Here is a 26,254-nt window from a genome sequence, read left to right on the forward strand (position 1 = left end):
GGCCATGGCCGCCTGGACCGAGTTCATCGCTGAAGCCCCCAACATCGCCACACTTTTCGCGCGCCGTCATCGCGCCACCGGAAACCTGTGCCTGCTGGCCACCCTGCGCAGTGACGGATTTCCGCGGATCAGCCCGATGGAGCCGCTGGTCTTCGAGGAGCGGTTGTGGCTACCCGGGATGCCGTCCACCACCAAGTTCGGCGACCTCGAGCGCGACCCGCGCTTTTGTCTGCACACCGCGACCGCGGACCCAAAGGTGACCGACGGCGACGCCAAGCTGTGGGGACTCGCGCACAGCGTTACCGACGTCGCGCTGCGTCAAAGATTCGCCGACAACTTGTTCGAGGAGACCGGATTCGATTTGCGCGAACAAGAATTCGCCCTCTTCGGCACCGAGCTCACCGGGGCATCGGCGGTCGAACTCCGCGGCGACCATCTCGACATCACCGTGTGGAAACCGGGCAATCCGGAAAGAGTAATCCGCAAGCACTGACCCGGATACCGACTCCGATCGGCAGGCCGGAGACTTCGAGCTACGCTGAATTCTTGCTCGCTGTACAGCATTTCGTGCGACATCGATAGACCCCCGGCTTCAGCCGAGAGCGGGTGTGTCATCAATGGCGACTATGCCGCGACACGCGCTGCGAAACTATCCGCCGAACAGCCGATATCGCGCCGAGTTCGCATCCCCCAATCGGGGGACGAGCCGCCAGCACCGATCGTAGCCATTGCACATTGCAACTTTGGCGTGCAGCATTACTCGAGTGCCCGCCACGGAATATCTTTGGCGCGTGAACAACTCGCAACCAATGAGGAAAATCGACTGTTGATGGTGTGTCGACGGCGGAACCGGCAATGTCGATGACCCGTCCTCGGCTAGAGACAGCACCCGGAGAGCGCGAACCAGCCCCGCCGCCGTTACCGGAGTTGTTCGCCGCCCAGGTAGCTCGCACTCCGGACGCGGCGGCGCTGACGTGTGACGGCATCACGCTGAGCTACCGCGAGCTTGATGCGGCGGCCGATCGGCATGCGCACGCGCTGGCCGACCGCGGGATCGGTCGCGGCGACGTCGTGGCGCTGTTGTCCAAGCGCTGCGCCGATGCGGTGATCGCGATCGTGGCCATCCTTAAAGCCGGGGCAGCCTACCTGCCAATCGACCCGGCTCTGCCGGATGCCCGCATCGGGTTCATGCTCGACGATGCTGCCCCAGCAGCAGCTCTGACCATCGGCGGGTTGGGCGGCCGGCTCGCCGGCCACGCCGTCGCGGTGATTGACGTTGCCGACGCGGCCACCATTGCCGACGGCAGTCACGCTCTGACGCCGCCGCGCGCCGATGACATCGCGTACTTCATCTACACCTCGGGCACGACCGGGACACCCAAAGGCGTCGCCATCAGCCACCACAACGTCACCCAGCTGATGGCAGCGCCGGCGCTGTTCACCCGTACCGCAGGCCAAACCTGGAGCCAGTGCCATTCGTATGGTTTTGATTTCTCCGTCTGGGAAATCTGGGGCGCGCTGCTGCACGGTGGCCGGCTGCTGGTGGTGCCCGAGCACATCACCCGCTCTGCGACCGATCTGCACCGCCTACTGGTCGCCGAGCAAGTCGATGTGGTGAGTCAAACACCTTCTGCCGCAGCACTTCTAGCAACAGAGGGTTTAGCGTCGGTGACACTGGTCGTCGGCGGTGAAGCGTGTCCGGCCGAAGTGGTCGACCGGTGGGCCCCCGGTCGGGTGATGATCAACGCCTACGGTCCGTCGGAGACGATGCTATGCGTGGCGGCCAGCGCGCCGCTGCGGCCGGGTTCGGGAACACCGCCCATCGGGTCCCCGGTACCGGGCGCGGCGCTATTCGTGTTGGACGCGGAATTGCGCCCGGTGCCCACCGGCGTGGCCGGGGAACTGTATGTGGCCGGCGCCGGCGTCGGCTATGGATACCTGCGCCGCGCGGGACTGACCGCAGCGGGTTTCGTCGCGTGCCCGTTCGGAGCGCCGGGCAGGCGCATGTATCGCACCGGAGACGTGGTGCGCTGGGACGCCGACGGGCAGCTGCAGTTCGTCGGGCGCGCCGACGAACAGGTCAAGATCCGCGGCTACCGAATCGAACCCGCGGAAATCGAAGCCGTCCTCACCACCCATCCCGAAGTTGCGCAAGCAGTCGTAGTCGCCCACACCCGCGCCGCCGACACGCAATTGGTCGCCTACGTGGTTCCCGATCACCAGCCAGACCGCACCCGCCACACCGACGACGAAGCCCACCGAGTCCAACAATGGCAAGGCATCTACGACCAGCTGTACTCGGGAGCGTTACAGTCCAGTGCCCCAACCGAATTCGGTGAGGACTTCGGCGGTTGGAACAGCAGCCACACCGGCGAGCCAATCCCGCTCGGCCAGATGCGCCAATGGCGCCAAACCGCCGTGCAACGCATTATGGCGCTGTCCGGCCAACGCCTCCTGGAAATCGGCGTGGGCTCGGGACTGCTACTCGCTCATGTCGCCCCGCACTGCGCCGAGTATTGGGCCACCGATTTTTCCGCGCCGACCATAAAGAAACTGCGGCACGCGGTGGCCACCCAACCTTGGGGCCCACGCGTCCGTCTGCTGACCCAACCCGCCGACAGCACCGACGGCCTCCCCCGTCAACATTTCGATGTCGTGGTGCTCAACTCGGTCATCCAATACTTCCCGAGCGGGGCTTACCTGCTCGACGTGTTGACCACGGCAATGAAACTGTTGGCCCCCGCCGGGGCACTGTTCATCGGAGACGTTCGCAACCTGGCCTTGCTGTCCGCCATGACCACGGCCATCGCCTGCACCGACAGCCAGGACGCGCCCACGGCCACGCTGCGGGAGCGCGTTCGCCGCGACATCCTCAGTCAACCCGAACTATTGGCGGCACCCGAATTTTTCACCGCGCTGCCCGGCCGCATCGCCGACATCGCCGCGGTCGACATCCAGCTCAAGGATATGGAGTCAAGCAACGAACTCAGCAACTACCGCTACGACGTCGTGCTGCGAAAAGCCCCGATCGCCACGAACTCCGTCGCGCTGGTGCCCGAGTACCCCTGGCGGCAATGGAACGACCTGGCCGCTGTCGGCCGACACATACGTACCAACCAACCGGGCGCGCTGCGTATTACGGGCATACCGCACGCCGGCATCTGGAGCGATGTGGCCGCTGCTCAAGCGGTGCAGCACGCCCCCGGCGACACTCCGGCCAACCAGCTGCGCCCACCGGTACCCGCCGATGCGGTCTCGCCCCACCAGTGCCACCACCTCGGCCGGGAACTCGGCTACACCACCGCCGTCACCTACTCAGCCACCCCCGGCCATATCGACGTCGTCTACACGCGCGACGGCGCCGGCGCCCTCACCGACGTCTACCTGCCCGCCGGCCCGCTGGGCGTCCTCACCGACTACATAAACCATCCGGTAACCGCCGAACTGACCACCCAGCTACGCCAGCACGCCGCCACCAGGCTGCCCGAATACATGCTGCCCCGGGCGATCATGCTAATCGAGTCGCTACCCCTGACAGTCAATGGCAAACTCGACCGGCGCGCCTTGCCCGTCCCTCAATACCTCAGCAGCAGCGCCTACCAAGCCCCGCGCAACCCGTGCGAACACAAGCTGGCCCAGCTATTCAGTGAAATCCTCGGCATCGCCCGGATCGGCATCAACGACAGCTTTTTCGACCTCGGCGGCCACTCCCTGTCAGCAACCCGGCTCATCATGCGCATTCGCACCGAACTCGACGCTGAAGTCCCCATCCGGGTCATCTTCGAAACCCCTACTCCCGCGGCCTTGGCCGACTGGATCACCGCCCAGCCCGCCCAGCCGGCACAAATCCCACTCACGCCGAGACCCAGACCACCACGGATTCCGCTGTCGTACGCGCAATCACGGTTGTGGTTCATCTATAAATACGAAGGTCCCTCGGCGACCTACAACGTCGCGCTGGCGGCGCGCTTGATCGGGCGCCTGAATTCAGCGGCGCTGGTGGCAGCCATCGGCGATGTCGTGGCTCGCCATGAAAGCCTGCGCACTGTCTTCGCTGAAGCAGAAGGCGTTGCCTGGCAACAGATTCTGTCCGCTGAAGCCGTGCGGGTGCCCGTGGCGGTGCAGAAGGTTTCGGACGGATCGGAAGCGGCCGCCGCAGTCGCCAGCGCGGCTCAATACCACTTCAACCTGAACACCGAGATTCCGATCCGGGCTGACTTGTTGCAGATCTGCGACACCGAGCACGTGTTGGTCCTGGTGGTGCATCACATTGCCGCGGACGGGGCATCGTTCGTGCCCTTGGCGCGGGATTTGTCGGTCGCTTACACCGCGCGGTGCGCGCACCGGCCACCGGATTGGTCACCGCTTGCCATCCAGTACGCCGACTACACCCTGTGGCAACACGAAATCTTGGGCGGCGATGACGATCCGGACAGCGTGATGTCGGCACAGGTCGCGTACTGGCGCGGCGAGCTAGCCGGAGCGCCCGAGCAAATCATGCTGGCCAGCGACCGCCCGCGTCCGGCCCGGCAGTCATTCCGCGGCGGGGTGGTGAGCTTCAGAATCGATTCGAGGCTGCGGGAACAGATTCAGCAGCTGGCCCACGACCGCGGGGCCACCATGTCAATGGTGCTGCAGGCGGCGCTCGCGGTGCTACTACGCAAACTCGGCGCCGGGGACGACGTGACGATCGGTGGCCCGATCGCCGGACGTACCGATCAGGCACTGGCCGACCTGATCGGGTTTTTCGTCAACTCCTGGGTGTTGCGCTTCAACGTCTCGGGCAATCGGGGTTTCACCGAGCTACTCGAGCACGTGCGGGAAAAAGCGTTGGCCGCCTACGAAAACCAGGACGCACCTTTCGAACGACTCGTCGAGCTGATCAACCCGCGACGGTCGACGGCCTATCACCCGTTGTTCCAAGTGGCCTTCGCGCTGCAGAACAACCCGCTACCCGAAGTCGAGCTGCCCGGCCTGGATATCGAGTTTCTGCCCGCCCCCACCGGCACCGCTAAGTTCGACCTGTTCATCAACCTGATGGATCCGCCTACTGGCTCGAGACACCCACAACCACTGCCGGGCACCATCGAATACGCCACTGACCTGTTCGACCGCGCCACTGTCAAGAGATTCGCCGATTACTTCCTGCGGGTGCTGCGCGACATCACCGACAACCCGCACCGACAGATCGATCTCATCGACGTACTCAACGAGGCCGAGCGCGAACAGATGCTGACTCGGTCGAATACCGATCTCATCGCGGTACCGAAAACGACTGTCCCAGAGCTATTTACCGCGCAGGTGGCCCGCACCCCGGACGCGCCGGCGTTGACGTGTGACGGCGTCACGTTGAGCTATCGCGAGCTTGAGATCGCCACCGACCGGCTTGCGCACACGCTAGCCGGACGCGGGATTGGCCGCGGCGAGGTGGTTGCGCTCTTGTTCGGGCGCTGCGCCGACGCGGTGATCGCAATCCTGGCGGTGCTTAAAACGGGTGCGGCGTATCTGCCGATCGACCCGGCACTTCCCGATGCGCGCATTGCGTTCATGGTGGCCGATGCTGCCCCGGTGCTCGCGCTGACGACCGCCGGACTCGCTCCCCGGCTGGCTGCTTACCACGTGCCGGTTGTCGACATCTCGGCCCGGGGTACCGAGAGCGACGGCGCGGCACCAAACGGTCGGCCGCCGCGCGCCGAGGACATCGCCTACCTGATCTACACCTCAGGCACGACTGGGACGCCCAAAGGCGTGGCCATCAGCCACCACAACATCACCCAGTTGCTCACCGCTCCGGGGTTATTCACTCCATCGAGCGGACAGACGGCTACCCAGTGCCACTCATATGGCTTCGATATTTCGGTATGGGAGGTCTGGGGCGCGCTGCTGCACGGCGCGCGGCTGGTCGTGGTGCCCGAGCAGATCACCCGCGCGCCGGCTGAATTACACCGCTTGCTGATAGCTGAACGCGTCGACGTGATGATTCAAACCCCCTCAGCCGCTGCGGTTTTGGACCCGCAGGGTTTGGATTCGGTGACTCTTGTCGTTGGCGGTGAGGCATGTCCGGCCAAGGTAATGGATCGCTGGGCGGGCGGCCGGGTGATGATCAATCAATACGGCCCGTCGGAGACGACGATGTATGTGGCGAGTACGCCATTGCGGCCGGGCCCGGGTGCGGCGCCGATCGGATCGCCTGTGCCGGGCGCTGCGTTGTTCGTGTTGGATGCCGGGCTGCGGGTGGTGCCGGTAGGGGTGCCCGGCGAACTGTACGTGGCCGGCACCGGGGTGGGCTATGGCTATCTGGGCCGGGCCGGATTGACCGCTGCGCGGTTTGTGGCCTGCCCGTTCGGCGCGGCGGGACTATCCGGAAAACGTATGTACCGCACTGGGGATGTGGTGCGCTGGACCACCGCGGGACAGTTACAGTTCGTCGGCCGCGCCGACGAACAAGTCAAGATCCGTGGCTACCGGATCGAGCCCGCCGAGATCGAGGCGGTCCTGCGCAGACATCCACAGGTCACCCAGGCGGTGGTGGTTGTCCACACCAGCGCGGCCGACCCGCAGTTGGTGGCCTACGTGGTGCGCGACCGGCAAGCCACGCTTACCCGCACACCCGAACAGGAATCGGGTCTGGTCCGACAATGGCAGGGCGTGTATGACCGGCTGTACTCCGGCCAATTGCACGCCGGCCCCACTGGAGTCGACGACTTCAGCGGCTGGAACAGCAGTTGCACCGGCAAGGCCATCCCGCTGGACCAGATGCGGCAATGGCGCGACGCCGCCGTGCAGCGCATCAGATCCCTGGGTGGCCGGCGCCTCCTGGAAGTCGGTGTCGGATCCGGACTGCTGCTGAGCCAACTGGCCCCGCATTACGACCAGTACTGGGCCACCGACTTCTCGACCCCCACCATCGACGCGCTTCGCCATGCCGTGGCCGCCCAACCCTGGGCCGACCGGGTCCGCCTGCAAGCCCAAGCCGCAGACGTCACCGACGGACTCCCTACCGGGCACTTCGATGTCGTCGTCCTAAACTCCGTCGTCCAATACTTCCCCAGCGCGGCCTACCTGCTCGACGTTCTGCGCGCGGCGTTGCAACTGCTGGCTCCCGGCGGGGCGCTGTTCATTGGCGACATCCGCAACCTGACCCTGCTATCCGCGTTCACCACCGCCGTCGCGTGCGCTAACGCCACCGACGCCGACCCCGCCGCGGCGATCCGCGAACAAGTGCGTCGCGACCTGCTCACCGAACACGAACTGCTGTTGGCACCCGAATTCTTCACCACACTCACCGGTCACCTCCCCGACATCGGGCCCGTCGATATCCAGCTCAAAGAGATGGAATCGGTCAACGAACTCAGCAACTACCGATACGACGTGGTCCTGCGCAGAACCCCAGCGGCGGCGCGCTCCGTTGCGCAGGTACCCACTCAGCCGTGGCAGCAGTGGGGCAATCTCGACGCGCTGCGCGACTATTTGGACACCCAGCGCCCCGACGAGTTACGCGTCACCGCAATTCCGCACGCCGGCATTGTTGCCGAGCTGGCCATCGCCGACGCACTGCAGCGCGCCGCAGACCACACCCCGCTGGGCCGGCTGAACACCCAACCGCCTCCCAACGCCGTTTCGCCCGCCAGCTGCCGCCGACTCGGCCGGCAACTCGGATACGCCACCGCGGTCACCTACTCACCTACCCCTGGTCTCATCGATGTCATCTACATGCGCGCCGAGGCTTCCGTGCTCACCGACGTCTACCTGCCGGCCGACCCAGCCGGACCGCTGACCGACTATGTCAACGACCCCGGCACCGCCGACCTGGCCAATCAATTGCGCGAATACAGCATGACCCGACTGCCTGACTACATGGTTCCGGCCAAGATCATGCTCATCGATTCCGTGCCATTGACTGTCAATGGCAAACTCGACCGGCACGCCCTTCCAACCCCTGAATACTTCAGTACGACCGCGTATCAAGCCCCACGCACCCGCGATGAACACACCCTGACCGAGCTCTTCAGCGAGATACTCGGCACCGCGCGAATCGGCATCAATGACAACTTCTTCGACCTCGGTGGCCACTCGCTGTCGGCGACCCGGCTCGTCGTGCGCATCCGCACCGAACTCAATGCCGAAGTCCCCATCCGGGTCATCTTCGAATCCCCCACCCCAGCCGCACTGGCCGAATGGATCACGACCCAACCCACTTACGCAGCAACCGAACTCGTCACCCGCCCCCGCCCTGCGCAGATACCTGCCTCTTACGCACAGCGACGAATGTGGGACATGCACCATCTGGCCCCGGAGATGCCGGTGTTCCATATGCCATTGGCCCTGCGGTTGGGCGGCAAGCTGGATGTCGAAGCCCTGGCCCATGCCCTGACGGACGTGCTGAACCGGCATGAGCCGCTACGCACCGTATTCGCCGACGCCGACGGCGACCTACGACAAGTCGTCCTGAGAGCTGCGGGTGCGGACATCGGCTGGCAGATCGTTGACGCCACAGGCTGGTCCGCCGAGCGACTGCACGAATCGCTCACCGCGGCCGCCAGCGTAACCTTCGACTTGTCTACCCAGATCCCGTTGCGCACCAAGCTGTTTCGTGTGAACGACGAGGAACACATATTGGCCATCACTATGCACCACATCGCGGCCGACGGCTGGTCGCTCGCGCCGCTGGCCTTCGATCTGAACACCGCCTACCGCAGCCGACGCGCCGGAGGTGCGCCGAGCTGGGCCGCGCTGCCGGTCCAGTACGCCGACTACGCGGTATGGCAACGCGAGTACTTGGGTGATCCAGACGATCCCCAGAGCAGGGTCGGGACGCAACTGCGGTATTGGGAAAGGACGCTCGCCGGTCTCCCCGACCGGCTGCGGCTGCCCACCGATCGGCCCTACCCGGCTGTCGCCGACTACCGCGGCGACACCGTCGCCGTGCACTGGTCCGCGGAGCTGCACGCCCAGATCGCGCGGACGGCACGCGGGCATCGGGCAACCGGATTCATGGTTGTCCATGCGGCCCTAGCCACCGTCTTGTCGGAAGTCAGTGGTAGCAGCGACATTCCGATCGGAATCAACGTCGCCGGGCGGGGCCACCCGCTATTGGACGATTTAGTGGGTAACTTCTCCAACAGCATGGTCCTGCGCACGGACCTAGGTGATGGAGCTACATTTTCGCAACTGCTGGCTCAGGTGCGGACCCGGACTCTGGCGGCGTTCGATCACCAAGACGTCCCGTTCGGAGTGCTCCTCGACCGGCTCAACCCCACGCAATCGCGCAGCCACACTCCGCTGCGGCAGGTGATGCTGGTCTGGCATAACACCGAGACCGTCAAATGGGCGTTGGAAGATTTGGATGTAACTGAAGCACCGCTACACACCCATGTCGGACGGATGGATCTGGTGCTGTCTCTCAACGAAAATTTCGGCGCCACGGGCGTGCCGGACGGCATCACCGGCGTCGTGGAATATCGCACCGACGTCTACGACGCCACCACCATCGAAACCTGGATGACCAGGCTAGAAACGCTGTTAGCTACAGAAACGGCCCGGCGGGGATCCCACTTCAGCGGGTAGTGCAAGCCTCGCCGGGCCGCTCTTTCGAAGTCAGGCGTCGATGTTGGCGACTGACAACGAGACCTGCGCAATGCAGAGTTCTTCCTCGGCGAACAGCAGTTCGTGCGACATGATTCACCCCCCTCCCAGCCGCTGCGGTGGTGCGGAATAAATGCAACTATTCCGTTGCGCGGCAGCCTGATCTATCCCCCTAACAGCCCCTGGCGAGAGGACCCCCGGTCCCCCGATCGGGGGACGAAGCCGGCGTCGGCCCCGGTGGGTAGGCTTTGTGACGTGCCGCTTCCCGCAGACCCAAGCCCAACCCTGTCGGCCTACGCCCATCCCGAACGACTGGTAACCGCCGACTGGCTGTCGGCCAACCTGGGCGCGCCCGGGCTGGCGATCGTCGAATCCGACGAAGACGTCCTGCTTTACGACGTCGGGCACATTCCCGGTGCGGTCAGAATCGACTGGCACACCGACCTCAACGACCCGCGGGTGCGCGACTACATCACCGGCGAACAGTTCGCCGAACTGATGGACCGCAAGGGCATCGCCCGTGACGACACCGTGGTGATCTACGGCGACAAGAGCAACTGGTGGGCCGCCTACGCGCTGTGGGTGTTCACCCTGTTCGGTCACCCCGACGTGCGGCTGCTCAACGGCGGGCGCGACCTCTGGCTCGCCGAACGCCGGGACACCACCCTGGAAGTGCCGACCAAGACGTCGACCGGCTATCCCATCGTCGCGCGCAACGACGCCCCGATCCGCGCCTACAAGGACGACGTCCTGGACATCCTGGGCAGCCAGCCACTGATCGACGTGCGTTCTCCCGACGAATACACCGGCAAGCGCACCCACATGCCCGACTACCCCGAGGAAGGGGCGCTGCGCGCCGGCCACATCCCCACCGCCCGCTCGATCCCGTGGGGAAAGGCAGCCGACGAGAGCGGCCGGTTCCGCAGCCGCGAGGAGTTGGAAGAGCTCTATGGCTTCTTAGAGCCCGACGACCGGACCGTCGTGTACTGCCGCATCGGCGAAAGGTCCAGCCACACCTGGTTCGTGCTCACCCATCTGCTGGGCAAGCCGGGCGTGCGGAATTACGACGGCTCCTGGACGGAGTGGGGAAACACCGTGCGGGTGCCGATCGTCGCCGGCCCTGAGCCAGGAGAAGTACCAGGACGATGACCAAATGAGCATGCCTGCTCCGCTGGCCGAGGTCGTGTCCGACTTCGCCGAAGTCCAGGGCCAGGACAAGCTCCAGCTGCTGCTGGAGTTCGCCAACGAACTTCCAGCGCTGCCCGCCGAACTCGAAGAGGCGGCCATGGAGCCGGTCCCCGAGTGCCAGTCCCCGCTGTTCCTGCACGTCGACGCCCACGATCCCAACCACGTGCGGCTGTATTTCAGCGCGCCCGCCGAGGCGCCGACCACCCGTGGGTTCGCCTCGATCCTGGCTGCCGGGCTGGATGAGCAGCCCGCCGCCGAGATCCTGGCGGTGCCCGAGGACTTCTACACCGAACTCGGACTGGCAGCTCTGATCAGCCCGCTTCGGCTGCGGGGAATGTCGGCGATGCTGGCGCGGATCAAGCGTCGGCTGCGCGAGGCGGCGTGAATTGAGGAACCGAGTGACCGGGCCGACGGCGCGGCGCTTAAACTTCCCCCGACAAGACTTGTAAGAAATTCTCTTAGAGACGCAAATCTCTGACAGACGAAGACGTCCAGTCCTACAGGAGGCGCAGTGGCCAGTCACGCCAGCTCAAGGATCTCCAAAGTTCTCGTCGCCAACCGCGGCGAGATCGCGGTTCGGGTGATCCGTGCTGCCCGCGACGCCGGCCTGGCCAGCGTGGCGGTGTACGCCGAACCCGACGCCGAAGCGCCGCACGTCGCGCTGGCCGACGAGGCGTTCGCCCTGGGCGGTCAGACCTCGGCCGAGTCCTACCTGGACTTCGCCAAGCTGCTCGACGCGGCGGCTAAGTCCGGCGCCAACGCGATCCACCCGGGCTACGGCTTCCTGTCGGAGAACGCCGACTTCGCCCAGGCCGTGCTCGACGCCGGGCTGATCTGGATCGGGCCCAGCCCGCAGTCGATCCGCGACCTCGGTGACAAGGTCACCGCTCGCCACATCGCCGCCCGCGCACAGGCTCCGCTGGTGCCCGGCACTCCCGACCCGGTCAAGGACGCCGACGAGGTGGTGGCGTTCGCCAAAGAGTACGGAGTGCCGATCGCGATCAAGGCCGCCTTCGGCGGCGGCGGCCGCGGCATGAAGGTGGCGCGCACCATCGAGGAGATTCCGGAGCTGTTCGAGTCGGCCACCCGTGAGGCCGTCGCGGCGTTCGGCCGCGGCGAATGCTTCGTGGAGCGCTACCTGGACAAGCCGCGCCACGTCGAAGCCCAGGTGATCGCCGACACCCACGGCAACGTCGTCGTGGCCGGCACCCGGGACTGCTCGCTGCAGCGCCGGTTCCAGAAGCTCGTCGAAGAGGCGCCGGCGCCGTTCTTGACCGACGCGCAGCGCAAAGAGATCCACGAATCCGCCAAGCGGATCTGCAAAGAAGCTCACTACTACGGCGCCGGCACCGTCGAATACCTGGTCGGCCAGGACGGCCTGATCTCGTTCCTCGAGGTCAACACCCGGCTGCAGGTCGAGCACCCGGTCACCGAGGAAACCGCCGGCATCGACCTGGTGCTGCAGCAGTTCAAGATCGCCAACGGCGAGAAGCTCGACATCACCGAAGACCCCACCCCGCGCGGGCACGCGATCGAATTCCGGATCAACGGCGAGGACGCCGGCCGCGGCTTCCTGCCCGCCCCCGGCCCGGTGACCCGCTACGACACCCCCAGCGGACCCGGCGTGCGGCTGGATTCGGGTGTGGTGGCCGGCTCGGTGATCGGCGGCCAGTTCGACTCGATGCTGGCCAAGCTCATCGTCTACGGCGCCGACCGCACCGAGGCGCTGGCACGAGCGCGGCGCGCGCTGGACGAATTCCATGTCGAGGGGCTGGCCACCGTCATCCCGTTCCACCGCGCTGTCGTCTCCGACCCCGCGTTCATCGGCGACGAGAATGGCTTCACCGTGCACACCCGCTGGATCGAGACCGAGTGGGACAACACCATCGAGCCGTTCACCGGCGGTCAGCCTCTCGATGAGGAAGACGCACGGCCGCGCCAGAAGGTTGTCGTCGAGATCGACGGCCGCCGGGTCGAGGTTTCACTGCCCGCCGATCTGGCGCTGTCCAACGGCTCGGCAGCCGAGGCGTCCGGCGTCGTTCGGCGCAAGCCCAAGCCACGCAAGCGCGGCGCCCACACCGGCGCGGCGGCGTCGGGCGACGCGGTGACCGCTCCGATGCAGGGCACCGTGGTCAAGGTCGCGGTCGAAGAAGGACAGGAGGTCGCCGCCGGCGACCTGGTGGTGGTCCTCGAGGCGATGAAGATGGAGAACCCCGTCACCGCGCACAAGGACGGCACCATCACCGGTTTGGCGGTCGAGGCCGGCGCGGCTATCACGCAGGGAACCGTGCTCGCCGAAATCAAGTAGCTCTCACCTGCCACGTTGTCGACCCGGTAGGCCTTGGGTAGGGTTCGAACCAGGTTGAGTTCACAGCCGCCCGGAATGGCGTCCCATGGGACCGCACGGGGAGGCGAAATCCCTGGACTGAGCGATTCGCCGTGCACAGACGCGATTCACAGCACGACTGACGGAGTCAACAATGCTTGTGACCCAATCCCGGCAAGAGACCCGCATGGCCGACTTCACCGCGCAGCGGAGTTCATCGGTTGCCGCGGTGAGCGCGCACGGTGAGCTCGACGCCGCCAATGCCGATGAGCTCGCCGAGTACGTGCAGCGCTGCATCACCGACCGCGAATGGCTGACACTGGACCTACGTGGCCTGGAATTCATTGGTACTGCGGGCTTTTCGGCACTACACCGGATCAATGTGGTGTGTTCGGCCCTGGGCACGCACTGGGCGATGATCCCGAGCGAGGCAGTGTCGCGGCTACTGCGGATCTGCGACCCCGACGGCATTCTGCCGGTCATGGAGGCCACCGTAGGCAGTCAAGCCGAGCGGCTACTCCAGCTGGTCACGTAGCCGGGTCAGCGATTTGGCCAGCAGGCGCGATACGTGCATCTGTGAGATTCCGACGCGCTCGGCGATCTGCGTTTGGGTCATCGACTCGAAGAACCTGAGAATCAACACCGTTCGTTCGCGCTCCGGCAGCGCCTCGAGCAACGGGCGCAGCGCCTCGCGATTCTCGATCCGGTCCAAACCGGTGTCGACATCGCCGAGCGTGTCCGCGATGGCGCGGGCATCGTCCTCCTCACCGCCACCCCCGCTGTCGATCGACAGCGTGTTATAGGAGCTTCCGGCCACCAGGCCTTCGACCACCTCTTCGCGGTCCATACCGAGTTCGGCGGCGAGTTCGGTGGCGGTGGGTGCCCGGCCCAGCCGTTGGGAGAGGTCGGCGGTGGCGCTGCCCAGCCGCAGATGCAACTCCTTGAGGCGCCGGGGCACCTTGACCGACCAGCTGTTGTCGCGGAAGTGCCGACGGACCTCGCCCATGATGGTCGGCACCGCGAAGGAGACGAAATCCGAACCCGCCTCGACGTTGAAGCGGACGACGGCGTTGACCAAGCCGACGCGCGCGACCTGTATCAGGTCGTCGCGAGGTTCGCCGCGGCCTTCGAAACGCCGCGCGATGTGATCGGCCAACGGCAGGCACCGTTCCACGATCTTGTCCCGGTGGCGCTGGAATTCCGGTGAGTCTTCGGCAAAGTCCGCCAGCTCACGGAACATATCTGGAACATCGGCGTATTCGTTGGGCCGCGACGACGACCCAGCACCGCCATGACGCTCTGTCACCTGCTAGAGGCCGCCCGTCGGGCTGTCAGGGTGATCCCGAAGACACTTCCGCTCGCATCTGGCTGGCGGCCGTCATGGAAGGTCTGCACGTCGTCAGCCAGCGACGTCAGGACATGCCAACTGAAGCTGCCCGGGGCTACCACGTCGTGCGTGTCGCACGACGCGGACGCTTCCACAACGAGTTCCTCTTCCCGGGGATCAACCACCAGGCTGAGTACGGCGTCCGGCGTGGCCGAGCGGATCAGCCTGGTGCACACCTCGTCCACCGCCAATCTGAGATCGGCCACGGCGTCGAAATCCAGGTCCTCAAAGGTGCCGATGGCACCGACCAGGGTTCGCAGCATCGCGAGGTTCTCCAAGCGTGCAGCAACATTCAACTCGACGGCGCGCGGGCCCCGTTGGCGCCCGTGGGTGAGCTGATCCGCATCGGTCATGTGGCCTCCCGGCAATGTTCGACCGACCCGATTGGTGCCTTCGGGTCCGCCTTGGACCTTGGGTTCGAGCCGGTTGGTCATGATCGCCACCGGGTATTCAACCAGCTATGCGCGAGGCAGACATCACCGACACCGCGCGGACGCGCAACCTCAGGCGGATAGCGGTGATCGCGGTGGTCACTCTGGTACTGCTGATCCTGATCGCAGTAGGGATATATGTCGGTGCTTTTGTGATCCTGTCCCCCGCAATGGGGTGACCACGTGAACGCAACACTGGCCGTACTCATCATGGTCTAAACCAGATGCCCAATCGCCGCAGCGGGTAAACCCGGAATGTCCGAGCCCTCTAGCTGGCCAGCCGCTGCCTGCTCACTTCGGGGTGTTCGGCGTACCAGCGGTCGGCGATCCTGCGAATCCGCCGGTGCTCCACCGTCAGCCACGCCAGGCCGATGACGGCAAGCGCGAGCGCCACCACCCCGGCCGTCATGCCCTGGTTGTAGTGTCCGCTGCCGAAGGCCGCGAGGGACCCGACACCACCAATCACACCGGCGACCATTAAGAGGTACCCAGGCCAGTGCAGCACGTCGATCAGCGATTCGCCGGCAAGTGGCCGCGTCGTCCGCAAGTGGTCGACGGGGTCACGATAAGTGTCCCCCATGGTTCCTCCTTCCCGCGATTTCTGCCCGCCATCTGCCGAGCAAGGCATTACCACCAACGGTAGAACTCGCAGAACGGGTTGTGGAGGGCTCAGGGCGATTTATTTGCCACCAGGCTTATAGGCCAGGCTTTTGGCCAGACTCACAGGCCCAGCACCGGGCCGGCGATCGGGGGGACGCCCATGGATACCGTGACCACCATCAGCGTCAGCAGGAACCAGCCGGCGCCCTGCCATCCCCACCAGGTGCCCTCGTCCCGCCAAACCCGGTAGGTGCGCACAAACGCCCAGAGCCCAGCCGCAAACAGGATCGCCGGACCGCCGAACGCCAGCATCGTCCGCTCGGGCGCGCCGCAGGCCGCGGTGTCCACATTCACTCCGGGACACGTGCTGACCCACAATGCGGCCATGATTACGAAGCCGATTCCCGCGACGGTGGCCACCACCGCAAACCGGATGGCGGAGCGGACCTCGCTGTCCTCCTGACCGAGACGGTCACGTCCTGTTACGTCATGTACTTTCTGCATCGGAGCACCTCTAATCCCCGCCCTTACCAACTACCCCCGCCGAATACCCTGCGTCAATACCGCACAAACCCGCAACAGGCTGCATCCGTCGCTGCATACGTCTAGGTCACAGCCGTTAACGCGCCCCGCAGGGCGGCCGCCGCGGCATCGATGTCGTCGCGCGAAACGGTGAGTGCCGGACGGAACCGCACACCGTCTGTTCCGGTGGGAAGCACGATCACCGCGCGGTGCCACAACTGCCGGATCACCTCGTCGCGCACGGCCGTGGTGGGCAGGCTGAAGGCACACATCAAGCCGCGTCCGCGCGGGTGCGAAACCAGCGCCGGAAAATCGTCGGCGAGCTCGTCGAGCCGCCCGAGCAGATAGCGGCCGCGCTCGGCAGCGCGCTCGAAGAGGCCATCGGCTTGGATCACCTCGAGGATGCGGCGGGCGCGCACCATGTCGGTGAGATTGCCACCCCAGGTCGAGTTGAGCCGTGACTTCACCGCGAACACGTTCTCGGCGACCTCGTCGACCCGACGTCCCGCCATCACGCCGCACACCTGCGTCTTCTTGCCGAACGCCACGACGTCGGGCTGGGCACCCAATTGCTGGTAGGCCCACGGAGTTCCGGTGAGCCCGCAGCCGGTTTGCACCTCGTCGAAGATCAGCAGCGCATCGTGCTCGTCGCACAACTGTCGCATCGCGGCGAAGAATTGCGGCCGGAAGTGCCGGTCGCCGCCCTCCCCCTGAATGGGTTCGGCGATGAAGCACGCAATGTCGTTGGGGTACTTGGCAAATGCCGCGCGAGCCTGGTTCAGCGACTCGGCTTCCAGCGCACACATGTCGGCGCCCGGCCGCAGGTACGGCGCATCGATACGGGGCCAGTCGAACTTCGGGAAGCGGGCCACGTTGGCCGGTTTGGTGTTGGTCAGCGACAAGGTGTAGCCGCCACGACCGTGAAATGCGCCGCGCAGGTGCAGAACCCGACCGCCCAGCGCCGCGTCGATCCCGTGTGCTTCGTTGTGCCGGCTCTTCCAGTCGAAGGCGACCTTGAGGGCGTTCTCTACCGCCGGCGCGCCCCCTTCGACGAAAAACAGATGCGGCAGCGCCGGGTCGCCCAGGACACGGGTGAAGGTCTCGACGAAGCGGGCCATCGCGACCGAGCACACGTCGGGGTTGCTCGGCTTGTTCAGCGCGGCCTCGACGAGTTCGGCGCGGAACTGGTCGTCACCGGCGAGCGCCGGGTGATTCATGCCCAGTGCCGACGACGCGACGAACGTGAACATGTCGAGGTAGCGCCGACCGGTGCGGGCGTCCACCAGATACGAACCGGCCGAGCGGTTGAGATCGAGTACCAGATCGAACGTATCGAGCAGGATGCTGCGCGCCAGGACATCGGGGACCTGGGCCGGTCCGGCGTTGAGGGCGACAGTCATGCCCACATGATAGCGGCATCTTTACGGTGTATTGAGATACCAACCGAAAACTTTATGGTACAAACTGCCGATCATAGTAAAAAGTATTCAAGATAATGGTGCTGCGCGTCCGCACGTTGGCGGTTGTCCGAATCCGTTGCAACAGATCCTCCAGCGCCCGGGCGGATTCGACCCGAACCAGCAGGACGTAGCTCTCCTCGCCGGCCACCGAATGGCAGGACTCGATTTCCTCGATCCGTTCCAGCCGGGCAGGAGCATCATCGGGTTGAGACGGATCCAGAGGAGTGATGGCCACGAACGCCGACAGGAAGTGCCCCACGGCCTCGGGGTTGATCCGCGCCGAATATCCGGCCACCACACCACGCGACTCCAGCCTGCGCACCCGGGACTGGACCGCCGAAACCGACAGTCCGGCACTCGTCGCCAACTCCGAGAGCGTCGCGCGCCCGTCGGCGACCAGTTCGCGCAACAGGATCCGGTCGATATCGTCGAGCGTCTCACTCATGGCCGGAGAGTATCGCAGCGACGGCGCGCCATGAGGTGGCTACCGACCTGGCAGCTGCGGGCGCGGTTCGCCGCCGGGCTATCGGCCATGTACGCCGCCGAGGTACCCGCCTACGGCACGCTGGTCGAGGTCAGCGCACAGGTCAATCGGGACTATGTTGCGTCGCACCCCGGCGCCGAAAGACTGGGTTCGCTGCAGCGCGTCACGGCCGAGCGGCACGGCGCCATCCGGGTTGGCAATCCGGCCGAACTCGCTTGCGTCGCTGAGCTGTTCGCCGCGTTCGGCATGCTGCCGGTCGGCTACTACGACCTGCGGTCGGCGGCCGCACCGATACCCGTGGTGTCAACGGCGTTTCGGCCGGTCGATCCAACCGAGTTGGCGCGCAACCCGTTTCGGGTGTTCACCTCGATGCTGGCCACCGATGACCCGCGCTACTTCGACGCCGGCCTGCGCGCCCGCGTGCAGGAATTCCTGTCGCGCCGGCAGTTGTTCGATCCCGCATTGCTGGTCCGGGCGCGGACCGTCGCGGCCGACGGCGGCTGCGACGCCGAGGCGGCCGACGGTTTCGTCGACGCGGCGGTGGCGGCATTCGCATTGTCGCGTGATCCGATCGACAAGTCCTGGTACGACGAGCTGTCCGAGGTGTCGGCGGTGGCCGCCGACATTGCCGCGGTCGGCTCCACCCACATCAATCACCTGACGCCACGGGTCCTCGACATCGACGAGTCGTACCGCCGGATGACCGGGCGCGGCATCACCATGATCGATGCGATCCAGGGCCCGCCCCGCAGCGACGGACCCGAGGTGCTGTTGCGCCAGACCTCTTTTCGCGCGCTGGCCGAACCGCGCCTTTTCCGCCGCGCTGACGGCAGCGTGCGACCGGGCACGCTGCGGGTGCGGTTCGGCGAAGTCGAGGCGCGCGGTGTCGCGCTGACCCGCAAGGGCCGGGAACGCTACGACACCGCGATGGCCGTCGCGGATCCGGCCGCGGTGTGGTCCCGGTACTTTCCGTCGACCGATGCGGAAATGGCTTCCCAGAAGCTGGCGTACTACCGCCGCGGCGACCCCCGCGTGCCGGTGGTCTACGAAGACTTCTTGCCGGCGTCGGCGGCGGGTATCTTTCGCTCGAACTTGGACCGCGACACTGATATCGGTTCGGTTGCCGACGACTCGCAATACGACGCGCAGTGGTTGGCTGGGGTGATGGGCCGCGACATTTACGATCCCTACGCGCTGTACGAGGCGGAGGCACGGGCATGACCGAGCAGCTACGCACCCGGGTGCGCGACGCTTTCGAGGCGATCGGCGTCACCCTCGGCCTCGGCGAGCCGGGTTCCGACGGGTTGGCGGCGAGCACGCCGATCACCGGGGAGGTGCTGTGCACCGTCGCGCAGACCACGCCCGAGCAGGCCGGCCGCGCGATTGCCGATGCGTGCCAAGCGTTTTCGCAGTGGCGTGCCACCCCAGCGCCGGTGCGCGGCGCCCTGGTCGCCCGGCTCGGCGAACTGCTCACCGAGCACCGGGGTGAGCTCGCGACGCTGGTGACGGTCGAGGTCGGCAAGATCACCTCGGAGGCAATGGGCGAAGTGCAGGAGATGATCGACATCTGTCGCTTCGCCGTCGGGTTGTCACGTCAGCTTTATGGGCGCACCATCGCCTCCGAACGTCCGGGGCATCAATTGCTCGAGACCTGGCATCCACTCGGCGTCGCCGGGGTGATCACCGCCTTCAACTTCCCGGTGGCGGTGTGGGCTTGGAACACGGCGATCGCGCTGGTGTGCGGCGACCCGGTGGTGTGGAAGCCCTCGGAGCTGACGCCGCTGACTGCTCTGGCCTGCCAGGCGCTGCTGGACCGGGCCGCCGCTGATGTCGGCGCGCCGCCCGGGCTGGGCGGTCTGCTGCTGGGCGGTCGCGAGCTAGGTGAGCAACTCGTCGACGACCCCCGAATCGCGTTGGTCTCGGCCACCGGCTCGGTGCGTATGGGTGAACAGGTGGGACCCCGGGTGGCCCGCCGGTTCGGACGGGTGTTGCTGGAGTTGGGCGGCAACAACGCGGCCATTGTGACGCCGTCTGCCGACGTGGACCTGGCGGTGCGCGCCATCGTGTTCGCCGCGGCGGGCACCGCCGGGCAGCGGTGCACCAGCTTGCGCCGGCTGATCGTGCACCGCTCAGTGGCCGACGCTGTGGTGCAGCGGGTGGCCTCGGCATTCCGGCAGCTGCCGGTTGGCGACCCGTCGGCGCCGGGCACCCTGATCGGGCCGCTGATTCACGAGGCCGCCTACCGCGACATGCTCGGTGCGCTGGACGACGCCCGCACCGACGGCGGCGAAGTGATCGGAGGTGACCACCAGCCGGGCGACTACCCCAGCGCCTACTACGTCTCCCCCGCGCTGGTGCGAATGCCGTCCCAGACGCCCATCGTGGCCACCGAAACGTTCGCGCCCATCCTCTACGTATTGACCTACGACGATCTCGACGACGCGATAGCGCTCAATAATGCGGTGCCGCAAGGGCTTTCGTCGTCGATCTTCACCACCGACCTGCGCGAGGCGCAACGATTTCTGGCCGGGTCGGACTGCGGTATCGCCAACGTCAATATCGGCACCTCGGGCGCGGAGATCGGCGGCGCGTTCGGCGGCGAGAAGCAGACCGGCGGTGGACGCGAGTCGGGTTCGGATTCCTGGAAGTCCTACATGCGGCGCGCTACCAACACCATCAATTACTCCAATGAGCTGCCGCTGGCGCAGGGCGTGGAATTCGGCTGAGCCTGGGCGCCACCGTCGTCACCGTGGTGATCGCAAGCGCCGCGAAGCGGGGCGCCGCGGGTCACCACCATCAGCATCGTGGTGATCGCAAGCGCCGCGAAGCGGGGCGCCGCGGGTCGCCACAGTCAGCATCGTGGTGATCACCAGCGCCGCGAAGCGGGGCGCAGTGGGTCACCACCATCAGCATCGTGGTGATCACCAGCGCCGCGAAGCGGGGCGCAGTGGGTCACCACCATCAGCTCTAGCGGAACGCACATCTTGCGTGGGTAGTATCACTGCTTATGGCGACGGCCAGGAGGCGGTTATCCCCAGAGGATCGACGCGCCGAGTTGCTCGCACTGGGGGCGGAGGTCTTCGGCAAGCGACCCTATGACGAGGTCCGTATCGACGAGATCGCGGAGCGGGCCGGCGTGTCGCGCGCGCTGATGTACCACTACTTCCCGGATAAACGCGCGTTCTTTGCCGCTGTCGTCAAGGACGAGGCCGACCGGCTGTACGCAGCCACCAACATCGAGCCGGCGCCCGGCTTGACGATGTTCGAAGAGATCCGGATGGGCGTGCTGGCTTACATGGCCTACCACCAGCAGAACCCGGAGGCCGCGTGGGCCGCATACGTCGGACTCGGGCGGTCCGACCCGGTTCTGCTCGGCATCGATGACGAAGCCAAGAACCGCCAGATGGAACACATCATGAATCGCATCACCAATACGGTGGCCGCGACTCAGGGAAACAAGCTCGATCCTGACGTCGAGCGTGACCTGCGGGTGCTGGTATTCGGCTGGATCTCGTTCACCTTCGAAATCTGCCGCCAGCGGATTATGGACCCCACCACCGACGCCGACCGGCTGGCCGACTCGTGCGCGCACTCGCTGTTGGATCTGATCGCGCGGCTGCCCGAGATTCCGCCCGAACTCACCGAGGCGCTGGCCACCGCCCGGCTGTGAAGCTCTGAATCTTTTTTGTCGGTGGGTGTTGGCACGATGGCCTGGTGAGCTCTGATCCGTTAGGCAGATTCAGCGCGACTACTCGCGACTGGTTCGCCAGCACCTTCGCCGGACCCACCCCGGCGCAGGCCGAGGCGTGGGCCGCCATCGCCGATGGCGACAACACCCTGGTTGTCGCGCCCACCGGGTCGGGCAAGACGCTGGCCGCATTCCTGTGGGCGCTGGATAGTCTGGCCCGCGCGGCCCCCGAGGCAGACCGGCCGGCGGAAACCCGCGTGCTCTATGTATCCCCGCTCAAAGCGCTCGCGGTCGACGTCGAGCGCAACCTGCGCACTCCGCTGGCCGGGCTCACCCGGCTCGCCGAACAACGTGGTCTGCCGGCGCCGAACATCAGCGTCGGCGTCCGCTCGGGTGACACCCCGCCCGCGCAGCGCCGTCAACTCATCACCAAGCCGCCCGATGTACTGATCACCACCCCCGAATCGCTGTTCTTGATGTTGACCTCGGCCGCCCGCGAAACCCTGGCCGGCGTGCGGACCGTCATCGTCGACGAGATTCACGCCATCGCCGCCACCAAGCGCGGCGCACACCTGGCGCTGTCGCTCGAGCGGCTCGACGAACTAGCCGGCGGGCGACGCGCGCAGCGGATCGGGCTGTCGGCGACCGTGCGGCCGCCCGAGGAGCTGGCACGGTTCCTGTCCGGCGCGGGCGCGACAACCCCCACGACCATAGTGGCGCCGCCGTCGGCCAAGACGGTCGAGCTGTCGGTGCAGGTCCCGGTGCCCGATATGGCCAACCTGACCAACAACAGCATCTGGCCCGACGTCGAGGCGCGGCTGGTAGACCTGATCGAATCGCACAACTCGACCATCGTGTTCGCCAATTCACGGCGCCTGGCCGAACGACTTACCGCCCGGCTCAACGAGATTCACGCCGAGCGGTGTGGCCTGGCGGTGCCCTCGGAGGCCAACCCCCAGGTTGCCGGCGGCGCTCCGGCCTACGTCATGGCCAGCGGCCAGACCTTCGGTGCGCCGACGCTGCTGGCGCGCGCGCATCACGGCTCAGTCAGCAAGGAGCAGCGCGCCGTCGTCGAAGAAGACCTCAAACGCGGCGAGCTCAAGGCGGTGGTGGCGACCTCGAGCCTGGAACTCGGCATCGACATGGGCGCGGTCGATCTGGTGATCCAGGTGGAGGCACCGCCGTCGGTGGCCAGCGGCCTGCAACGCATCGGCCGAGCCGGCCACCAGGTGGGCGAGGTTTCGCGAGGGGTGCTGTTTCCCAAACACCGCACCGATCTGCTCGGCTGCGCGGTCAGCGTGCAGCGCATGCTTACCGGACAGATCGAGACCATGCGGGTACCGGCAAATCCACTCGACATCCTGGCGCAACACACGGTGGCCGCGGCGGCACTGGAACCGCTGGATGCCGACCGTTGGTTCGACACCGTACGTCGCAGCGCCCCGTTCGCGACGCTGCCGCGCAGCGTCTTCGAGGCCACCCTGGATCTGCTGTCGGGCAAGTACCCGTCCACCGAGTTCGCCGAGCTGCGGCCGCGGCTGGTGTATGACCGCGATAACGGCACCCTGACGGCCCGGCCCGGTGCCCAACGGCTGGCCGTCACCTCCGGCGGCGCCATCCCCGACCGCGGGCTGTTCACCGTCTACCTCGCCAGCGATTCCGAAAAGCCTTCCCGGGTAGGCGAACTCGACGAAGAAATGGTCTACGAGTCGCGGCCCGGCGATGTCATCTCACTGGGCGCCACCAGCTGGCGGATCACCGAGATCACCCACGACCGGGTGTTGGTGATTCCCGCGCCGGGCCAGCCGGCCCGGCTGCCGTTCTGGCGCGGCGACGACGTCGGGCGCCCCGCCGAGCTCGGCCGGGCACTGGGCGCGTTCACCGGCGAGCTGGCGGGCCTGGACCGCGATGCGTTCGACAAGCGTTGCGCCGCTTTGGGTTTCGATGCGTACGCGACGGACAACCTGTGGACGTTGCTGGACGACCAGCGGACGGCCGCCGGCGTCGTGCCCACCGACAGCACCCTGCTGGTCGAACGGTTTCGCGACGAGCTCGGCGACTGGCGGGTGGTCCTGCACTCGCCGTACGGGCTGCGGGTGCATGGGCCGCTGGCGCTTGCGGTGGGCCGGCGGCTGCGCGAACGTTACGGGCTCGACGAGAAGCCGACCGCTTCCGACGACGGCATCGTGGTGCGCCTGCCCGATGCCGGGGACGAACCGCCCGGCGCCGAACTTTTCGTGTTCGACGCCGACGAGATCGATCCCATCGTCACCGCCGAGGTGGGCGAGTCAGCTTTGTTCGCGTCCCGGTTCCGCGAATCGGCGGCGCGTGCGCTGTTGCTGCCCCGGCGCCATCCCGGCCGCCGTTCGCCGTTGTGGCACCAGCGCCAGCGGGCCGCCCAATTGCTCGACGTGGCACGCAAATACCCCGACTTCCCCATCGTGCTGGAGACCGTCCGCGAGTGCTTGCAGGATGTCTACGACGTTCCGACCCTGGTCGAGTTGATGACGCAGATCGCCCAGCGCAAGGTGCGGGTGCTCTCGGCCGAAACGGCGAAACCATCCCCGTTCGCGGCGTCGCTGATGTTCGGCTATGTCGGTGCGTTCATGTACGAGGGCGATGTCCCATTGGCTGAACGCCGCGCGGCCGCGCTCTCGTTGGACAGCACGCTGCTGGCCGAGCTGCTGGGCCGCGTCGAGCTGCGCGAGCTGCTCGACCCTGAAGTCATCGCCGGGACCGGCCGGCAGTTGCAGCATTTGTCGGCCGACCGGCTTGCCCGCGACGCCGAAGGGGTCGCGGATCTGCTGCGGCTGCTGGGTCCGCTCACCGCGGACGAGGTCGCCGCCCGGGCCACCGCAGCCGATGTCGGGGGCTGGCTGGAAGGCTTGCGCGCCGCCAGGCGCGCGCTGACGGTGTCGTTCGCCGGACAGACCTGGTGGGTGGCAGTCGAGGACATCGGCCGGCTGCGCGACGGCGTGGGCGTGGCGGTTCCGGTGGGCCTGCCGGACAGCTTCACCGAAGCGGTGGCCGACCCGCTGGGCGAGCTGCTGGGCCGCTATGCGCGCACCCACACGCCGTTCACCACCGCCGAGGCGGCCAGCCGGTTCGGCCTGGGCCTGCGGGTCACCGCCGACGTGCTGGGCCGGCTGGCCGACCTGACCTCCGGAGGCCGGCTGGTGCGCGGCGACTTCGTTGCCGTCGATGCGTCTGGTGTGGCCGGCGGCGAACAGTGGTGTGACGCCGAGGTGCTGCGCATTCTGCGGCGGCGGTCGCTGGCGGCGCTGCGCGCTCAGGTCGAGCCTGTCAGCACCGCGGCCTACGGCCGCTTCCTGCCGGCCTGGCACCACGTGGACGCCAGTCACTCGGGTATTGACGGGCTGGCCGCCGTCGTCGAACAGCTGGCCGGAGTGCGATTGCCGGCCTCGGCGCTGGAACCGCTGGTGCTGGCTCCGCGTGTTCGCGATTATGCCCCGGCGATGCTGGATGAACTGCTCGCCAGCGGGGACGTGACCTGGTCGGGTGCCGGGTCGATCTCGGGCAGCGACGGCTGGATCGCGCTGCATCCGGCGGAGTCCGCGCCGCTGACTTTGACCGCCCCGGCCGAGATCGACTTCACCGAGGCGCACCGGGCGATTCTGGACACCCTGGCCGGCGGCGGCGCGTACTTCTTCCGCCAGCTCACCCAGCACGGGCACACCGAAGGTGACCTCAAAGCCGCACTGTGGGAACTGATTTGGGCGGGGTGGATCACCGGCGACACCTTCGCGCCGGTGCGGGCGCTGCTCGGCGGCTCGGGCACCCGTAAGCGCTCCCAGCCGGCGCACCGCAGCCACCGCCCGCCGCGGTTGAGCCGCTACAGCGTCGCGCATGCCACTGCACGCACCGCCGACCCGACCGTGGCCGGGCGGTGGTCACTGCTGCCGGTTCCCGAGCCGGACTCCACGCTGCGGGCCCATTTCCAGGCCGAACTGCTGTTGAACCGCCACGGTGTGCTGACCAAGGGTGCGGCCGCCGCCGAGGGGGTACCCGGCGGATTCGCCACCCTCTACAAGGTGTTGAGCGCGTTCGAGGATGCCGGGCGGTGCCAGCGCGGGTACTTCGTCGAGTCGCTGGGGGGTGCGCAGTTCGCGGTCGCCTCGACCGTCGACCGGCTGCGTAGCTATCTCGACGGGGTCGACCCGGAACGGCCCGAATACCGCGCCGTGGTGCTGGCCGCCGCAGATCCGGCCAATCCCTATGGCGCGGCATTGCCGTGGCCCGCCGCAGATGGCGACGATGCCCGGGCGCCCGCCCGCCCGGGCCGCAAGGCCGGCGCGCTGGTGGTGCTGGTGGACGGCGAGCTGGCCTGGTTCCTGGAGCGCGGCGGGCGCTCACTGCTGACGTTCACCGAGGATCCGGCGGCCAATCACGCGGCGGCGGTCGGCCTGGCCGATCTCGTCGGCGCCCGGCGCGTCGCATCGATCCTGGTCGAACGCGTCGACGGGATACCGGTATTGCAGCCGGGCATACCGGGCCCGGTGAGCGCAGCCCTGACCGACGCCGGCTTCGTCCGCACCCCGCGTGGATTGCGGCTGCGCTAGACC

The 26,254-nt window shown here is 66.8% G+C and carries 17 protein-coding genes; 11 read left to right on the top strand and 6 right to left on the bottom strand.

Translation table 11 applies throughout. From position 1 onward, the window contains the following. Window positions 1–4: 4 nt before the first annotated feature. The 6 genes from BST12_RS01270 to BST12_RS01295 all read left to right on the top strand — a co-directional run bounded on the left by BST12_RS01270 (window position 5) and on the right by BST12_RS01295 (window position 13,634). On the top strand, window positions 5–493 hold the full coding sequence (locus BST12_RS01270) for a pyridoxamine 5'-phosphate oxidase family protein (RefSeq protein ID WP_083111161.1): 489 nt from the start codon (window positions 5–7) through the stop codon (window positions 491–493). A 341-nt stretch (window positions 494–834) separates the two neighbouring features. Next, the gene (locus tag BST12_RS01275) at window positions 835–9,567 is read left to right on the top strand and encodes a non-ribosomal peptide synthetase (RefSeq protein ID WP_139801429.1); all 8,733 of its coding nucleotides are present in this window, start codon (window positions 835–837) and stop codon (window positions 9,565–9,567) included. A 273-nt stretch (window positions 9,568–9,840) separates the two neighbouring features. Beyond that, window positions 9,841–10,734: a sulfurtransferase gene (locus BST12_RS01280; protein ID WP_083111163.1), complete on the top strand. Its 894-nt coding sequence runs from the start codon at window positions 9,841–9,843 to the stop codon at window positions 10,732–10,734. Between the two features lie 4 nt (window positions 10,735–10,738). Then, window positions 10,739–11,158: a SufE family protein gene (locus BST12_RS01285; protein ID WP_083111164.1), complete on the top strand. Its 420-nt coding sequence runs from the start codon at window positions 10,739–10,741 to the stop codon at window positions 11,156–11,158. 126 nt (window positions 11,159–11,284) lie between these two features. After that, entirely contained in the window at window positions 11,285–13,081 is a 1,797-nt protein-coding gene (locus BST12_RS01290; protein ID WP_083111165.1) for an acetyl/propionyl/methylcrotonyl-CoA carboxylase subunit alpha, read from the top strand. A gap of 172 nt (window positions 13,082–13,253) precedes the next feature. Next, window positions 13,254–13,634 (top strand): STAS domain-containing protein, encoded by a 381-nt coding sequence (locus BST12_RS01295; RefSeq protein ID WP_083111166.1) that lies wholly within the window; start codon window positions 13,254–13,256, stop codon window positions 13,632–13,634. Here BST12_RS01295 and BST12_RS01300 read toward each other — a convergent pair. Together BST12_RS01300 and BST12_RS01305 are read right to left on the bottom strand one after the other, a co-directional pair. After that, window positions 13,614–14,405, bottom strand: a complete 792-nt coding sequence (locus BST12_RS01300) for an RNA polymerase sigma factor SigF (protein WP_083111167.1) — start codon at window positions 14,403–14,405, stop codon at window positions 13,614–13,616. The two genes, BST12_RS01295 and BST12_RS01300, sit on opposite strands and share 21 nt — an antisense overlap. After that, window positions 14,402–14,839, bottom strand: a complete 438-nt coding sequence (locus BST12_RS01305) for an anti-sigma factor (RefSeq protein ID WP_083111235.1) — start codon at window positions 14,837–14,839, stop codon at window positions 14,402–14,404. Before BST12_RS01305 ends, BST12_RS01300 begins: the two co-directional genes overlap by 4 nt. 107 nt (window positions 14,840–14,946) lie before the next feature. On the opposite strand from BST12_RS01305, the gene BST12_RS31845 reads away from it, so the two are divergent. Further along, window positions 14,947–15,096, top strand: coding sequence for a hypothetical protein (locus BST12_RS31845; protein ID WP_170062030.1), 150 nt, complete (start codon window positions 14,947–14,949; stop codon window positions 15,094–15,096). 89 nt (window positions 15,097–15,185) lie between these two features. Here the strand turns inward: BST12_RS31845 and usfY are convergent, their stop codons facing one another. From usfY to BST12_RS01325, 4 genes are all read right to left on the bottom strand, one after another. Then, entirely contained in the window at window positions 15,186–15,497 is a 312-nt protein-coding gene (gene usfY, locus BST12_RS01310) for a protein UsfY (RefSeq protein ID WP_083111168.1), read from the bottom strand. Window positions 15,498–15,637: 140 nt separating this feature from the next. Continuing rightward, complete coding sequence (locus tag BST12_RS01315; RefSeq protein WP_083111169.1) at window positions 15,638–16,021, bottom strand: hypothetical protein; 384 nt, start codon at window positions 16,019–16,021, stop codon at window positions 15,638–15,640. Between the two features lie 101 nt (window positions 16,022–16,122). Beyond that, window positions 16,123–17,439 (bottom strand): L-lysine 6-transaminase, encoded by a 1,317-nt coding sequence (lat, locus tag BST12_RS01320; RefSeq protein ID WP_083111236.1) that lies wholly within the window; start codon window positions 17,437–17,439, stop codon window positions 16,123–16,125. Window positions 17,440–17,491: 52 nt separating this feature from the next. Then, a complete protein-coding gene (locus BST12_RS01325; RefSeq protein ID WP_083111170.1) occupies window positions 17,492–17,944 on the bottom strand; it encodes an Lrp/AsnC family transcriptional regulator in 453 nt (150 codons plus the stop codon). 30 nt (window positions 17,945–17,974) lie between these two features. On the opposite strand from BST12_RS01325, the gene hglS reads away from it, so the two are divergent. The 4 genes from hglS (at window position 17,975) to BST12_RS01345 (ending at window position 26,251) form a co-directional block, all read left to right on the top strand. After that, window positions 17,975–19,204 carry a 2-oxoadipate dioxygenase/decarboxylase gene (hglS, locus tag BST12_RS01330; RefSeq protein ID WP_083111171.1) on the top strand — a complete coding sequence of 410 codons (1,230 nt, stop codon included), beginning with the start codon at window positions 17,975–17,977 and terminating at the stop codon, window positions 19,202–19,204. Further along, on the top strand, window positions 19,201–20,709 hold the full coding sequence (gene amaB / locus BST12_RS01335) for an L-piperidine-6-carboxylate dehydrogenase (RefSeq protein ID WP_083111172.1): 1,509 nt from the start codon (window positions 19,201–19,203) through the stop codon (window positions 20,707–20,709). Before hglS ends, amaB begins: the two co-directional genes overlap by 4 nt. 281 nt (window positions 20,710–20,990) lie before the next feature. Then, the gene (locus BST12_RS01340; RefSeq protein WP_083111173.1) at window positions 20,991–21,653 is read left to right on the top strand and encodes a TetR/AcrR family transcriptional regulator; all 663 of its coding nucleotides are present in this window, start codon (window positions 20,991–20,993) and stop codon (window positions 21,651–21,653) included. 41 nt (window positions 21,654–21,694) lie between these two features. Next, the gene (locus BST12_RS01345; protein WP_083111174.1) at window positions 21,695–26,251 is read left to right on the top strand and encodes an ATP-dependent helicase; all 4,557 of its coding nucleotides are present in this window, start codon (window positions 21,695–21,697) and stop codon (window positions 26,249–26,251) included. Window positions 26,252–26,254 lie beyond the last annotated feature (3 nt).

Source organism: Mycobacterium angelicum (assembly GCF_002086155.1).
Classification (GTDB): Bacteria; Actinomycetota; Actinomycetes; order Mycobacteriales; family Mycobacteriaceae; genus Mycobacterium; species Mycobacterium angelicum.

Bases quoted from the DNA above. Each gene is read 5' to 3' on its own strand.
- BST12_RS01270 (WP_083111161.1), top strand. From the start codon at position 5: ATGGCCGCCTGGACCGAGTTCATCGCTGAAGCCCCCAACATCGCCACA.
- BST12_RS01340 (WP_083111173.1), top strand. From the start codon at position 20,991: ATGGCGACGGCCAGGAGGCGGTTATCCCCAGAGGATCGACGCGCCGAG.
- usfY (WP_083111168.1), bottom strand. From the start codon at position 15,497: ATGGGGGACACTTATCGTGACCCCGTCGACCACTTGCGGACGACGCGG.
- BST12_RS31845 (WP_170062030.1), top strand. From the start codon at position 14,947: ATGCGCGAGGCAGACATCACCGACACCGCGCGGACGCGCAACCTCAGG.
- amaB (WP_083111172.1), top strand. From the start codon at position 19,201: ATGACCGAGCAGCTACGCACCCGGGTGCGCGACGCTTTCGAGGCGATC.
- hglS (WP_083111171.1), top strand. From the start codon at position 17,975: ATGAGGTGGCTACCGACCTGGCAGCTGCGGGCGCGGTTCGCCGCCGGG.
- BST12_RS01295 (WP_083111166.1), top strand. From the start codon at position 13,254: ATGCTTGTGACCCAATCCCGGCAAGAGACCCGCATGGCCGACTTCACC.
- BST12_RS01315 (WP_083111169.1), bottom strand. From the start codon at position 16,021: ATGCAGAAAGTACATGACGTAACAGGACGTGACCGTCTCGGTCAGGAG.
- BST12_RS01325 (WP_083111170.1), bottom strand. From the start codon at position 17,944: ATGAGTGAGACGCTCGACGATATCGACCGGATCCTGTTGCGCGAACTG.
- BST12_RS01305 (WP_083111235.1), bottom strand. From the start codon at position 14,839: ATGACCGATGCGGATCAGCTCACCCACGGGCGCCAACGGGGCCCGCGC.
- lat (WP_083111236.1), bottom strand. From the start codon at position 17,439: ATGACTGTCGCCCTCAACGCCGGACCGGCCCAGGTCCCCGATGTCCTG.
- BST12_RS01285 (WP_083111164.1), top strand. From the start codon at position 10,739: ATGAGCATGCCTGCTCCGCTGGCCGAGGTCGTGTCCGACTTCGCCGAA.